General features: G+C 48.5%; 14 protein-coding genes. 12 read left to right on the top strand and 2 right to left on the bottom strand.

Going from position 1 to position 12721, the window contains the following annotated elements:
* Nucleotides 1–279: 279 nt before the first annotated feature.
* The 12 genes from BRW63_RS07750 (at nt 280) to BRW63_RS07700 (ending at nt 9681) form a co-directional block, all read left to right on the top strand.
* Nucleotides 280–858 carry a PspC domain-containing protein gene (locus BRW63_RS07750; protein WP_073070324.1) on the top strand — a complete coding sequence of 193 codons (579 nt, stop codon included), beginning with the start codon at nt 280–282 and terminating at the stop codon, nt 856–858.
* Nucleotides 855–1199 carry a hypothetical protein gene (locus tag BRW63_RS07745; RefSeq protein ID WP_073070323.1) on the top strand — a complete coding sequence of 115 codons (345 nt, stop codon included), beginning with the start codon at nt 855–857 and terminating at the stop codon, nt 1197–1199. The genes BRW63_RS07750 and BRW63_RS07745 overlap by 4 nt, the downstream gene beginning before the upstream one ends.
* Before the next feature lie 28 nt (nt 1200–1227).
* The gene (locus tag BRW63_RS07740; protein WP_073070322.1) at nt 1228–1893 is read left to right on the top strand and encodes a GIN domain-containing protein; all 666 of its coding nucleotides are present in this window, start codon (nt 1228–1230) and stop codon (nt 1891–1893) included.
* Between the two features lie 271 nt (nt 1894–2164).
* Nucleotides 2165–3376: a serine hydrolase domain-containing protein gene (locus BRW63_RS07735; protein WP_073070321.1), complete on the top strand. Its 1212-nt coding sequence runs from the start codon at nt 2165–2167 to the stop codon at nt 3374–3376.
* Between the two features lie 233 nt (nt 3377–3609).
* Nucleotides 3610–4110 (top strand): hypothetical protein, encoded by a 501-nt coding sequence (locus BRW63_RS07730; protein WP_073070320.1) that lies wholly within the window; start codon nt 3610–3612, stop codon nt 4108–4110.
* Between the two features lie 65 nt (nt 4111–4175).
* Nucleotides 4176–6794, top strand: a complete 2619-nt coding sequence (locus BRW63_RS07725) for a cation-translocating P-type ATPase (RefSeq protein WP_073070319.1) — start codon at nt 4176–4178, stop codon at nt 6792–6794.
* A gap of 165 nt (nt 6795–6959) precedes the next feature.
* Nucleotides 6960–7151, top strand: coding sequence for a hypothetical protein (locus BRW63_RS07720; protein ID WP_181314366.1), 192 nt, complete (start codon nt 6960–6962; stop codon nt 7149–7151).
* 15 nt (nt 7152–7166) lie between these two features.
* Complete coding sequence (locus BRW63_RS07715; RefSeq protein WP_073070318.1) at nt 7167–7514, top strand: hypothetical protein; 348 nt, start codon at nt 7167–7169, stop codon at nt 7512–7514.
* A 9-nt stretch (nt 7515–7523) separates the two neighbouring features.
* A complete protein-coding gene (locus BRW63_RS07710) occupies nt 7524–8372 on the top strand; it encodes a DUF6920 family protein (protein WP_073070317.1) in 849 nt (282 codons plus the stop codon).
* Nucleotides 8356–8496, top strand: coding sequence for a hypothetical protein (locus tag BRW63_RS28180; protein ID WP_181314365.1), 141 nt, complete (start codon nt 8356–8358; stop codon nt 8494–8496). The genes BRW63_RS07710 and BRW63_RS28180 overlap by 17 nt, the downstream gene beginning before the upstream one ends.
* Nucleotides 8497–8605: 109 nt before the next feature.
* Nucleotides 8606–9016, top strand: coding sequence for a hypothetical protein (locus BRW63_RS07705; RefSeq protein WP_143162025.1), 411 nt, complete (start codon nt 8606–8608; stop codon nt 9014–9016).
* A gap of 131 nt (nt 9017–9147) precedes the next feature.
* On the top strand, nt 9148–9681 hold the full coding sequence (locus BRW63_RS07700) for a peptidoglycan-binding domain-containing protein (RefSeq protein WP_083582762.1): 534 nt from the start codon (nt 9148–9150) through the stop codon (nt 9679–9681).
* 331 nt (nt 9682–10012) lie between these two features.
* On the opposite strand, the gene BRW63_RS29780 is transcribed toward BRW63_RS07700, so the two are convergent.
* Nucleotides 10013–11503, bottom strand: a complete 1491-nt coding sequence (locus BRW63_RS29780) for a response regulator (protein WP_073070360.1) — start codon at nt 11501–11503, stop codon at nt 10013–10015.
* A 195-nt stretch (nt 11504–11698) separates the two neighbouring features.
* Nucleotides 11699–12721 (bottom strand): chemotaxis response regulator protein-glutamate methylesterase, encoded by a 1023-nt coding sequence (gene cheB, locus BRW63_RS07690; RefSeq protein ID WP_073070315.1) that lies wholly within the window; start codon nt 12719–12721, stop codon nt 11699–11701.

The raw sequence follows: 12721 nt of genomic DNA, 5'->3' as shown, positions 1-12721 counted from the left end.
GAATGTTCATCATTCTGATCTGCAACCGATACTTGAGACGGATGCAAGGGTCGAAATAGTTACGCAAATTGTGAGTGCGACCCTAGAGGTATCTGCGGAGCAGCGCGCATTCTCCTGACTTTACCCGCGGCTACGAATCTGGAGATCGAGTTGCAGATCCCCTCAACAACACTCCAAGAGTGGCAAACGATTTCGGCTCGTTGGTTGACCCTAAAAAGACAAACCATTAAATCTAAATCAGAAACCTTAATTTGACTTTATTTAAGTTTAAGAAAATCCATGATTTACTTGCCTTTGATTTCAATCCTGTTGCTTTTTGGACCAGCACTTGCAGCGATCTCAGTGACGCGATCGCTGACCACCCGTGGGCATTTGGTTTTGTTGGGCACTTGTATCCTCTACGGAATTTTTCCATTCCTGGTCACTTGGGGGGGAATGGGTTTGGCTAAACACCTTGGTTGTTCAGCGGAAGCAATTCGCTTTCGTTGTCCATCCTCATCCTGGCTTGGAGATGTCATTTCGGGGATGTTCATGGCTCACTGGCTGGCGATTTTCGCAATTCCATCAGCCATTTTGGGTGCGATCGGACTCCTGATTTCTTTGATTCTCAAGATCAAGCGATCGAATGCCAATACTCCCGTCGTGCCAAGGGCTATATTTTATCGCAGTCGCCACAAAGTTTTCGCAGGCGTGTGTTATGCCCTTGCTCGGCTATGGAATTTACCAATCCTGGGTGTCCGAATTGTGACCGTTATTTTGGCGATCGTCATCCCTGGATTCATTTTTCTGTACTTCTGGTGTTGGTTGGCATTCCCGATCGAGCCGCAATCTCAACAAGCTGTAGGCGAACAATTATGAGTCTACGTCAAGATCATCAAAATCCTCACCACCCAAAAACCACCTTTGCGGGACAGTTAGTTTGCCCCCATTGCCAAACGGCTTTTCCCATTACGTGGCGGCGATATTGGTCTGCACCGTGGGGAAATTATCGCTGTCCTGAATGCAAGAAAAGTTCTTATGCCAAGGCTAATTCGTTTTGGGTTTATCCAATCATAATTGGAGCAACGCCACTAGGCGGAATGGCTGCCGCCGCTTTGTCATCATATTTTCCCAACAATGTATTAATCGCAGCGATCTTCTTCGCAACAGGTTACTCGCTCATCGGATTCCCACTGGATAAATGGGCGATGGACATTTAAGACGACTTGAACCAAAGAGGGCAAAATAATGAGGTCAAAGCGATACTGGTTACTTGCCTGTTTGGTGGCTCTTAGCCTATTATCAGGCTGTTTCAACATTGGTAATAACGGGGTTAGAGGCTCTGGAATCGTTAAAACTCAATCTCGAAGAGTAGGCGAATTCTCATCGATTTCCTTTAAGTCCGTAGGCAAAGTCACGGTGCAGCAGACGGGAAAAGAGTCCCTCACGATCACTGCCGACGACAACATTTTGCCTCTTCTAGAGAGTCGTGTAGCAGACAACACTTTGTATCTCACCCTCGCGAAAGATGGCAAGATGAATCCGACTAAGCCTATTGAGTTTGTTGTGCAGGTAAAAAGCTTAGAGAGCTTGAGCACAGACGGGGTTGGCAGTATTGAAGCACAGGGTATCCAAGGCAAACGATTGGCAGTTGAGATGGATGGCGTGGGGGAAGTCACGATCGTGGGAAGCGCCGATACGCTGGATCTTAGCCTTTCTGGGGTCGGAAGCTTCCAGGGCGAGGCGTTCAAGACTAAGCAGGCGACAGTCCGAAATAGCGGCGTGGGAAGCGCTGTGGTCAATGTGAGTCAGCAGTTGGACACTCATCTGTCCGGTGTGGGGTCAATAGAGTACGTCGGCTCTCCCCAAGTCCGGAAATCTGGGCGGGGCTTGGGAACTGTCAAGAAACGGTAGCTTCTGTCAAAGCAAGTCTCACTCTGAAGCTGAGGCAATTCAAATAGTGAAATTATCATAACTCCCATCATTCATCGCCGCAAACAAAATCGGCTACCCAAGTTGTCAATTGTGAGTGCGATGCTCTTTCAGAGAGGCTACGCCAACATTTTTTGGGGAAGTCCTAAAAACATGGCAACACTGCCACCCTTCTGAAACAGTTTGAGAATCGGATTGCTCTCATCTATCAAATCGAACCGTTCAGCCTCACATACTATCTTGGAAGAATTCTATGCTTCAAATTCATCTTCACCAGTGGGCAAATCATCACTCCATCCCCTCGTTTGTTGGTCTTATCTATCTCCTTTCTTGGGGAATATGGCTGCCAACCTCGTCGGCGACAGCGACAATACCAACGCCAACACCTCAGCTTGAAACCACTACCGTAGCTACATCTGCGACGAGTCCAGCCCCACCTTCTGCAACTGCCGCCTCAGCTTTTCCAGCAGATCAGGACATCATCTCCAAAGCTGACCTATACCTGGACAAACTGACTAAAGAGAGGCTCTTTAGCGGGTCAGTGCTGATTGCGCGAAACGGCAAAGTTCTGGTCAGAAAGGGGTATGGCGAGGCAGACCGCGAAAAGCATCTGGTGAACACGGCGCAAACAAAATTTCGGATTGGCTCACTGACGAAGCAGTTCACGGCGATGGCAATCCTGATCTTACAGACACAGGGCAAACTCAATGTTCACGATCGCATCTGCACTTACCTTTCAGAATGCCCTGCCACATGGCAAAAGATCACCCTTCATCATCTCTTGACCCATACCTCTGGTATCCCAGATTTTACCCGGTTCCCAGACTTCCAGACCACCCAAGGATCGCCGTCGTCTCCTACTCAAACGATCGCACGGTTCAAAGACAAACCGTTGGATTTCCAGCCAGGTGAAAAGTTTAGCTACAGCAACTCCGGTTATGTTGTGCTAGGTGCCATCATCGAGTGGGCATCCGGCGCGACCTATGAAGCGTTCCTCAGAGACAATATTTTTGTCCCGTTGCAGATGGTCAATTCGGGCTACGACCACCACCACAACAATCTTGCTGTCGGCTATCGTGACCAGACGATCGTTCCGGCTAATTACATCGATATGTCTATCCCCTACGCTGCTGGCGGATTGTATTCCACTGTGGAAGACTTCTACCGTTGGGATCAGGCGTTGTACACCGACAAACTGATTCCTAAAAACTTGCAAGACATCCTGTTCACTCCTTTTGCCCTGATGCCTAACGGCGGCGGATTCGGCTATGGCTATGGTTGGGTCATCGGCAAGGAAGGCGATCGTTCAATAGTCAGTCACGAAGGAGGGGTTAGTGGCTTTCATAGTGTCATTGCTCGCTACCCCAACGACAAGACCGTCATCATCATCTTGGGCAATCGGCAAGATATGGATCTGTCTGAAATGCATACACAGATCGCAAAGATAGTCTTTGGGGAGAAGTAAGCCAGACTCGTAGATGCGTTCATGGAACAAGGTTTTGGTTGGTAATCCGAAGGCTTAGGCAGATGGTAAAGGAAAATAGGCAGATTTTATGCGGTAATGATGGACTCGTGTATTTTTGACTACGTTCGGCACCCTATTCAATCAACTCATCCAGAAAATAGAACAACCACCTATCACAGTAATGCCAGAAGTTAAAGTTGTTCACATTAATCTCTCTACGCAAAGGTAATCAAATGACATTCATCCGATCGTGGCGATTCATAACACTGATGCTGGCTTCGTTTAGCCTCAGTCTGTCTATGGCACATTTGCTAGAGTTGCCGCAAAGAATGCAGTTTGACCAGCAACTCTGGGTGAGAGTGACGGTTGTTGAAAATGTTTATAAGTTATTTGGCACAGTTGGCGCAGCTTTTGAAATCACCTCGGTTCTGACAGCAATTATATTGGCATTTATAGTTCGCGATCGGGGTTCAACTTTTTACTGGACAATGGGCGGAGCAATTTTCTTGGTGCTGGCACTTGTGAGTTGGGTCATGTTTGTCGCGCCAATGAACGCTGAATTTTCCAAATGGTTGACTAACCCCATTCCAGTAGATTGGACGCGGTATCGCCATCAATGGGAGTATGCACATGCGGTAAATGCTTTTATCAAAATTATGGGGCTAAGTTTACTCGTGATCTCTGTGCTGGTAGAAACGCCGAAAAAGAGAGCGATCGATTCTGAGCAGGCGTGAGGCTCGTCTAGAGAGACATAACGGATGGGGCTGCCTATTTTTTATATTTTATAGGAAAAGAGATTATGGTTTCTTCGTCCGATCTCAAGACCGTGGCTGGTTTACCCGATAATGGTTTGCCGTCTGAAACCGCGATCGCGCGGCTCAAAGAAGAAGGCTATAACGAACTGCCCTCGGCTCAATCTCGGAGTCTTTGGTCGATCGCTTGGGGCATGGTTCAAGATCCGATCTTCCTCTTGTTGGTCGGGGGCAGCATCGTCTATTGGATTTTAGGCGACCTACAGGAAGCCCTGATCTTGCTAGGTTTCGTCATATTCCTGATGGGGATTAGCCTCTACCAGGAAGGCAAGACCGAACATGCCCTAGAAGCCTTGCGCGATCTTTCCAGTCCTCGTGCTTTGGTGATTCGGGACGGAGAGCGAAAACGAATTGCTGGGCGAGAAGTCGTTCGGGAAGATATCTTAGTGCTGGCAGAAGGCGATCGCGTGCCTGCGGATGCGATCATGCTGTCTTGTACCAACCTTTCAACCGATGAATCGTTATTGACCGGGGAATCGCTACCCGTTCGCAAAATTGCCGCTGAGGGCAGGGTAAAGATGGCGCGTCCGGGTGGTGATGAGCTGCCATTTGTCTACTCTGGGACATTGGTCGTTCAGGGGCAAGGAATTGCTCAAGTGCAAGCGATCGGCGCTCAAACAGAGATGGGCAAGATTGGCAATGCCTTACAAAAAATGAAGCCCGAATCAACCCCCTTACAGCAAGAAATGACTCGGTTGGTGAGCCGTTTGTTTGGGATCGCGTTAGCGTTGTGTGTCGCGATCGTGATCATTTATGGATTCACCACAGGCGATTGGCTCAAAGGAATTCTCGCGGGCATCACCTTGGCGATGGCAATTTTGCCAAATGAATTTCCGGTCGTCGTGACGCTCTTCCTGGCGTTGGGAGCTTGGCGCATTTCTCGAAACCATGTCTTGGCTCGTCGCGCCTCAGCCGTTGAAACTTTGGGTTCTGCAACTGTTCTCTGTGTCGATAAAACTGGGACGCTGACCCTGAATCAGATGGCGGTACAGCAGCTATTCCCTCATAGCTCAGAAAATACTCAGCCTTATGATTTGAGTCTGCATTTACAAGATCCGCTCCCTGAAGCTGTACATGAACTCGTAGAGTATTGTATTCTGGCGAGTCAGAGAGATCCGTTTGATCCAATGGAGAAGGCGTTTAAGCAATTGGGCGATCGCTATCTTGCGAATACCGAACATTTGCACAAAGATTGGAAGCTGTTACGAGAATATCCGCTCTCACCGCATCTCCTGGCAATGTCTCACGTTTGGCAATCTGCCGATGGCAAGCAGTATGAAGTTGCTGCAAAAGGCGCACCAGAAGCGATCGCAGATCTCTGCCATTTCACGCTTCAACAACAGCAAGCTGTAACGGCGCAAGTCAGCAAAATGGCATCTCAAGGATTGCGGGTGTTGGGCGTTGCTAAAGCGTCTCTTCTGGGTGCGCCGCCGCCATTTTTGCCGCCTCATCCGTCACTCAAACCTGATCATTTACCCGATCAACAACATGACTTTTCCTTTCAATTTATAGGATTAGTCGGACTGTCTGATCCCGTGCGTCCAACTGTTGCAGCAGCGATTCAAGAATGTTATGCCGCTGGTGTTCGAGTCGTGATGATTACAGGTGATTATCCAGAGACGGCTCAAACGATCGCTCGACAGATTGGATTGCTGCAAATGGGAGCCATTCTAACTGGAGCAGAATTAGATCAGATGAGTGACGCTGACCTCCAGCAGCGCATTCAAAGTACGAACATCTTTGCACGAGCCGTCCCCGAACAGAAATTGCGATTAGTCAATGCTTTGAAAGCCAAAGGTGAAGTCGTTGCGATGACGGGAGATGGCGTGAACGATGCCCCGGCGCTCAAATCTGCCCAAATCGGGATTGCGATGGGGCAACACGGCACAGATGTTGCTCGTGAGTCTGCGGCGTTGGTGTTGTTGGATGATGACTTTTCGTCGATCGTACAGGCAGTCAAACTGGGACGGCGAATTTTTGATAATCTCCGCAAAGCAATGGCATATCTTGTAGCGGTTCACATTCCGATCGCTGGGATGTCTTTGATTCCAGTCTTATTTAAGTTGCCGTTAGTATTGCTTCCGATTCACATTGCATTTCTCCATTTGATCATTGATCCTGCCTGTTCGATCGTGTTAGAAGCCGAACCCGCAGAACCCAATGTGATGAAGCGTCCGCCCCGCAACCCCAAGGAGCCATTGTTTGGTCGAAAAACGATCCGTCTCGCACTTCTGCAAGGACTGGGGAGTTTGGCGATCGTGCTTGTGATTTTTGGGATTGCAGTCTATCGCAAACAAGGCGAACTCGATGCTCGTGCCTTGACGTTTACCACATTGATTTTGGCAAATTTAGGATTAATTTTGAGCGAACGTTCCTCATCGCGCCTCAGCCTCAAGGTCTTGCGATCTCCTAACGCGGCGCTTTGGTGGGTAGTTGGGGGAGGACTTGTTTTTTTGGCACTTGTACTTTACGTTCCGTTCTTACGTCAGTTGTTCAGTTTCTCTTTTCTACATCCGATCGATCTCACGATCTGTCTAGCAGGTGCAGCGATTAGCTTACTTTGGTTTGAGTATCTCAAAACTCTGAATCGTCCCAAACAGAATTGAACAGCTAGGTTCCATTTAAAGCAGAGCAAGTCATTTGCTGGGGACGCGGACTGACTTTATAGTGCTATGGCACGGATGAACAGCTTACCAATTTTAGAATCGGATCGCGGACGTGTCGGTGCTAAAAAAAGTAGTGAAGGTGTTACATGAAGAACTCTACAACCAATGATCAAGCAACCCCTCCCACTGTCGATAAAAGGGTTACCGAAAACATTACCTAAACTGCGAAATTTCTATTCGATCAGCCAGTGGGTCGAACCCGGTGGTAGCCTGCCAGTGGTGGCAATGTCGGGACGCAATATTATTCAGCAAATCTGTCGGGAAGACAAGCAGACTTTTCGGGCAATGACACCTTGAAAATAGGAAGGTAATGTGGAAAATAAAACCAAATTGATGCTGATTAAAGTCATTCACACTTTAATATGGGTATTCTTTAATTTCGTGATTTTCTATATGCTATATGCCGCGATCGCCAATAAACTCGATCACTGGCTCTGGATTGGTTACGGATTTGTATTTCTGGAAGGACTAATTCTTCTAACTTTTAACTCCCACTGTCCATTAAATCTACTTGCCCGAAAATACTCAAACTCCACAAAGGACAATTTTGATATTTATCTTCCAAGTTGGCTAGCTAAGTATACGAAGCTAATCTACACCACTATTTTCGCGATCGTTTTCATCATCACAATCTATCAAGTTCTAAATCAACAAAAATAGGTCAGTATCATGTGGATTAAGTGGATTGCAATTATTGGTGTTTTAATCATAGTCAGCTTTGGAATTGCTGCCATTTATGGTAGCTACCGCTGGCAGTCAGATACCGATCGCTTACGAGCCAAATTAACAAATGGACAGCGAACCATTGAACCCAAAATCTATGACCAAAAAGAGATCGAAGGCTTACCAGATCCCGTACAGCGATTCTTTCGGACAGTACTCAAGGATGGACAAGCGATCGTGGCTATGGTCAATCTCTCTCAGCAGGGACAGTTCAATCTGAGCGAAACTGAGAACCAGTGGAGTCCGTTTACTGCCACTCAACTTGTAACGACTCAACGGCTAGGTTTTGACTGGGATGCACGTATTCAGATGGCTCCAGGACTGAACGCCTTTGTCCATGATACCTATCTGTTAGGAGAAGGCAGCTTACACGCATCATTACTCGGTCTTTTCACCGTTGCAAAAATACCCAGTACGCCTGAAGCGAACCAAGGTGAATTATTGCGGTTCTTTGCTGAAGCTACTTGGTATCCCACTGCCCTATTACCCAGTCAGGGTGTGCGCTGGGAAGCGATCGATGACATCTCGGCTCGCGCTACTTTGACGGATGGTGCAACAACTGTCTCCCTCGTGTTTCAGTTTAATGCTGAAGGGGCGATCGCTACCATGCGGGCTGAGGCTCGTTATCGTGACAAGCTGACTGCTATGCCTTGGAGCGGTCGATTCTGGGAATATTCAGTTCGTGATGGGATGCTTATTCCCCTAGAAGGCGAGGTGGGATGGGAGTATCCAGAAGGCACTCGGCTCTACTTTAAAGGAAGAACTACAGAGATTAACTATGAGTTCGCGCTGTAGCAAGATCTTTGGATTTCAACCATTGCCGTTGAGCTTTGTGCTGGTGTTAGGGGCGATCGTTGCCCTCTATGTCATCCCAGCCGAAAATGTGAAGCGAGTGTTTTACAACCGCGTAAAGTTCTAACTGAATCTGCAATAATGTGGCAATCCGATTTGAAACACCTATGTTCTCTAAAATCAGTCTAAGCCTCATTTTTCTCGGCTCATTGAATTGTGGAACAATCAGCGGCTCTTTGGCTCAAGCTGCACCCACAACCGCTACACCAGCCGCCAAGCCTAGTAATGTGCCTCCAGAAGCGGTGCTGAACAAATTTTACGGCTATTTGCAGCAATATAACCTGTGGCTAGGAGACGATCGCGGGGCTTGTTCTTATGAAATTGATCCAACGGGTGTCAAAAAAGACGGCACCGATCGCTTCTTTCTAGCCAAGATTTCTCGGGGTCGAGAAGGGACTGCCTGTCGAGGAGTGCTGGCATTTCAGATCATGCAGGTGGATTGCAAGACCAAAACTCTCTATCGGTTTGTGCGCGAACAGAAAGACGATATGCGGGTTGCGGGTTGGGAGCGTTATGAAACAACACTCAGTAATGGCACATCCAAAAATAAATCGGCTGAAGCTGTCAAGGCGATCTGTGCGCTGTAGCAATTTTTTATAACTCTGAGAAGCGAATCATGACACTTTTGATCACAGCAAGGATTGCTTGTAGCTTCTTGAGATTTGTCGTACTATTCTGGAAACTCCTTCCAACCTAGATAAAAGTTGCTTTTGGTGTGATGACTAATCCTGAATCTGTCAATTCTGATTCTGAAATTGACCCAGGCACCCCTCCGCCAACTTCTCAAGAAACCATCTTAGAACCAGAACTTCGCCCGTGGGATGTAGGCGAGGCGGTTGCAGTGCTGCAAGAGTTGCTCAACGCTCACGGATTTAGGCTCAGGGTAGACGGGGCCTTTAACAGCCGCACAGAAGAAGCGGTTAGAGCATATCAAATTGAACATCGGCTGAGGTTGGATTGCACTGTCGATGCCAAAACCTGGGCAATGTTAAAGAGTACTGTTCAACCGGGTACGCGTTTGCTGAGATCAGGTTTAAACGGTGCAGATGTTTATGAACTGCAAGGGTTACTCAATGTCAATGGCTACCGCGTTCAGCGCAACAGCGTTTTTGACGAGGAGACGCGAAAGGGCGTGATTGCGTTTCAACAAAAGCACAAGCTGAGAGCAGATGGCAAAGTCGGCACCATTACTTGGAATTTGCTGCGAGGAAAGCCCCTGCCACCACCGCCTAAACAAACCAACTGGATTTAAAGATTATCGATCGCATTTATGTAACCCATCATTAGACGATCGTAAGGCGGTTATCAATGGGGTTTAACAGAATCTTTTATAACGTCAGTTCGACGAGTTTTTTCACTTCGTTCTCAGCGGCTTCTGCCCCCTAAATCCCCCATTCTGGGGGACTTTGAAACCGGGAATCTTGGCTCAAAGTTCCCCATTGATGGAGGATTTAGGGAGCAGCCCGGATTTGCAACCGCAGCGAAAAGCTTCATCGAATTCAGGTTTTTATAGATCGAACGATCGCGAGAGGACACGGCAGTGCCATATCCCTACGGGTCAATCAAACTGGTACGACATTCAATTATTTGTCGATAAACACCCACGCCTCATTCCAATCGTCGGGGATGCCTTGCTCTAGTAAAGATTCCACTCGCTCTAGATAGAGTTTTGCGGTCTTGTCGGCAGGGTGAACGGCTAACACTTGCTCAAAACAAAGCTTGGCATCGCCGATCGCTCGATCGCGATAACAATTAACGCCTCGATCAAAATCAGGTTGAGTTTGCAGTTTGAGCGATCGCACTTCTTCAACTTCAGCGTCTAAGACTTCGTAGACTGAGATCGCTTCATTTCGTCCTTTGACGATCGCGCGATCTAAAAAGCGTATCTGATAGCGATCAGGGTTGCTGAGATGCTCTAGGGTTTGACCCGAAATGATCATGGCAACGCCATAAAACTTGGTCAATCCTTCTAACCGCGAGGTCAAATTGACATTATCTGAAAACGCATCGCCCTGAATACGGTTTGCTTCGCCGACCATGCCTAACATCATCTGCCCGACGTGAATGCCAATGCCCACCTGCACGGGCAAATTGCCCCTCGCTTGGCGCTGCTGATTATATTCTTGCACCCGCTTTTGTTTGGCAACCCCCGCCGCCACCGCATCATCTGCCCCATCGGGAAACACCGCCATCATGCCGTCTCCCAAAAATTTGACGATGATGCCATAGTGATTGCGAATCTCTGGACTGACGCGCTTGAGATAGGCGTTCACAAAATCAAAGTTTTCGCGCGGGGTCATCGTTTCTGACATCGTGGTAAACGATCGGATGTCGCTAAACATCACTGCCATCACTTTGCTGACATAATCGCCCAACTGCACCTCGGTCACGCTGTCTTTGCGAAGAAACTTGAGATATTCACCTGGAAAAAATCGCGCAAAGGAATCATTTAATCGCTGCAATTCCTGTTCGCGATTTTTCACCGTCTTCACCATTTGAGTAAAGACCCGTGCCAGTTGTCCCAATTCGTCACTGCGATCGACAACATCACTCAAACTCTCAGACTCAAAGGTGTCTTGCTCGACCGTCACGGCAGCATGGGTCAATTTATCAACCTGTTGAATGTAGAGTGCCTGTCGCTGGTTTTCGTCGCGCAGCATCGCTTCGGCTTCTTGGCGCTTGAGCAGATTGGTGTAGGCTCTAGAGTGATAGCGAATGCGGGCGAGCAGCTCAACGCGATCGGGCAGCTTGACGAGATAGTCGTTTGCGCCCAGTTCAAACGCCTGGGCTTTGATCACAGGCTCTTCTTTGCTCGACAGCACGATTAGCGGAATCTGATAGGTGGGGGCATCGTGCGATCGTAAAAAGCGCACCAACAGCAGCCCATCCATTTGTGGCATTACCAGATCTTGCAAAATCACCGTGGGCTGGCACTCTCTAGCAATCTTGAGCGCTTGCGTCGGGTCACTGCAATAGTGAAAGGTGATATCCGGTTCAGTCTCCAGCATTCGCCGCACGGCTTCTGCGATCATCGATTGATCGTCAATCAGCAACACCGTGATCGAATCGTCCATGCCAAAAAACACCAGAGAACATTAAGGAACGTAGACACAAATTGCTTTAAGTTCAGATTGCTGGGGATTTGCCCCCTAAATCCCCCATTCTGGGGGACTTTGACCCAAAACTTTCAGTTTCAAAGTTCCCCAATTTTGGGGGATTTAGGGGGCAGAAGCCGCTCACAAGTTTTACAGACCCTTTAATCCATGATCCTAACGCCTAACCGTAGTCCGGTGCGTCAGTGTTGCCGCGATCGCTTCCGGGTTCAACACTTCAACCGCCGCGTTTAATTCAGCCGCCGCTTTGGGCATCCCATACACCGCGCAGCTTTCTTGATCTTGCGCGATCGTGTGCCAGCCCGCATCTCTCAGCAATCGCAGCCCTTCAGCCCCACCCCGCCCCATTCCAGTTAGCAAAACCGCCGTGCCTTGAGCCGCCCAATAGTGAGCCACACTTTTAAAAAATACATCGATCGACGGACGGTAAGGATAGTCGATCGGCTCTCTGACATAGTTGAGCGTCTGATTGGATTGCAGACAGAGATGATCGTTGGTGCAGGCAATTAAAACAACGCCTTTTTGGGGACGATCGCCTACCGCAGCTTTTTTGACGGTGAGGGGAGTTAGCTGATTGAGCCAGTCAACCATACCTCCAGCAAACTGAGCATCGACGTGCTGAACAATGACGATCGCGGCTTCAAAATCAGCAGGCAGCCGAGAAAGAATAGTCGAAAGGGCCTTGGGCCCGCCTGTTGAGGAACCGATCGCGATCAGGGGAAATAATGGACACGATTGCAGAGGAAGGGGAGGTCGCAGGGGAGTGGATAGAGGCGGATTGGGCTTGCCAGTGAGCTTAGAAATCATCGCAATCTTTCCGAGCAGGGCTAGGGCGGCTCCGGGCGTGCCTTGGTTGCCTAAAACAGGCGTGTTGACGGCATCGAGTGCGCCATAGCCCATCGCTTCAAACACTTTTGCAGAATTTTGCTCGATACTCACTGTCACAATCAAAATGGCACAGGGAGAGCGTTTCATAATCTGCCGAGTTGCCTCAACCCCATCCATCACAGGCATGATCAGATCCATTAAGATCAGGTCGGGCGTGTCTTTAGCGCATTTGGCAACCGCTTCTGCCCCATCTTTGGCGATCCAGACAATTTGGTGTTCGGCGATCGTCAACACGACTCGTCGAAGCGCTTCGATCGCGATAAACATATCGTTGACGATTGCGATTCTCAT

The organism is Phormidesmis priestleyi ULC007, assembly GCF_001895925.1.
GTDB lineage: Bacteria > Cyanobacteriota > Cyanobacteriia > Leptolyngbyales > Leptolyngbyaceae > Phormidesmis_A > Phormidesmis_A priestleyi_A.
Note: the sequence above shows the minus strand (reverse complement) of the source record. Positions and strands in the feature narration are given on the sequence as shown.

Bases quoted from the DNA above. Each gene is read 5' to 3' on its own strand.
- BRW63_RS07750 (WP_073070324.1), top strand. From the start codon at position 280: ATGATTTACTTGCCTTTGATTTCAATCCTGTTGCTTTTTGGACCAGCA.
- BRW63_RS07745 (WP_073070323.1), top strand. From the start codon at position 855: ATGAGTCTACGTCAAGATCATCAAAATCCTCACCACCCAAAAACCACC.
- BRW63_RS07740 (WP_073070322.1), top strand. From the start codon at position 1,228: ATGAGGTCAAAGCGATACTGGTTACTTGCCTGTTTGGTGGCTCTTAGC.
- BRW63_RS07735 (WP_073070321.1), top strand. From the start codon at position 2,165: ATGCTTCAAATTCATCTTCACCAGTGGGCAAATCATCACTCCATCCCC.
- BRW63_RS07730 (WP_073070320.1), top strand. From the start codon at position 3,610: ATGACATTCATCCGATCGTGGCGATTCATAACACTGATGCTGGCTTCG.
- BRW63_RS07725 (WP_073070319.1), top strand. From the start codon at position 4,176: ATGGTTTCTTCGTCCGATCTCAAGACCGTGGCTGGTTTACCCGATAAT.
- BRW63_RS07720 (WP_181314366.1), top strand. From the start codon at position 6,960: ATGATCAAGCAACCCCTCCCACTGTCGATAAAAGGGTTACCGAAAACA.
- BRW63_RS07710 (WP_073070317.1), top strand. From the start codon at position 7,524: ATGTGGATTAAGTGGATTGCAATTATTGGTGTTTTAATCATAGTCAGC.
- BRW63_RS28180 (WP_181314365.1), top strand. From the start codon at position 8,356: ATGAGTTCGCGCTGTAGCAAGATCTTTGGATTTCAACCATTGCCGTTG.
- BRW63_RS07700 (WP_083582762.1), top strand. From the start codon at position 9,148: ATGACTAATCCTGAATCTGTCAATTCTGATTCTGAAATTGACCCAGGC.
- BRW63_RS29780 (WP_073070360.1), bottom strand. From the start codon at position 11,503: ATGGACGATTCGATCACGGTGTTGCTGATTGACGATCAATCGATGATC.
- cheB (WP_073070315.1), bottom strand. From the start codon at position 12,721: ATGAGAATCGCAATCGTCAACGATATGTTTATCGCGATCGAAGCGCTT.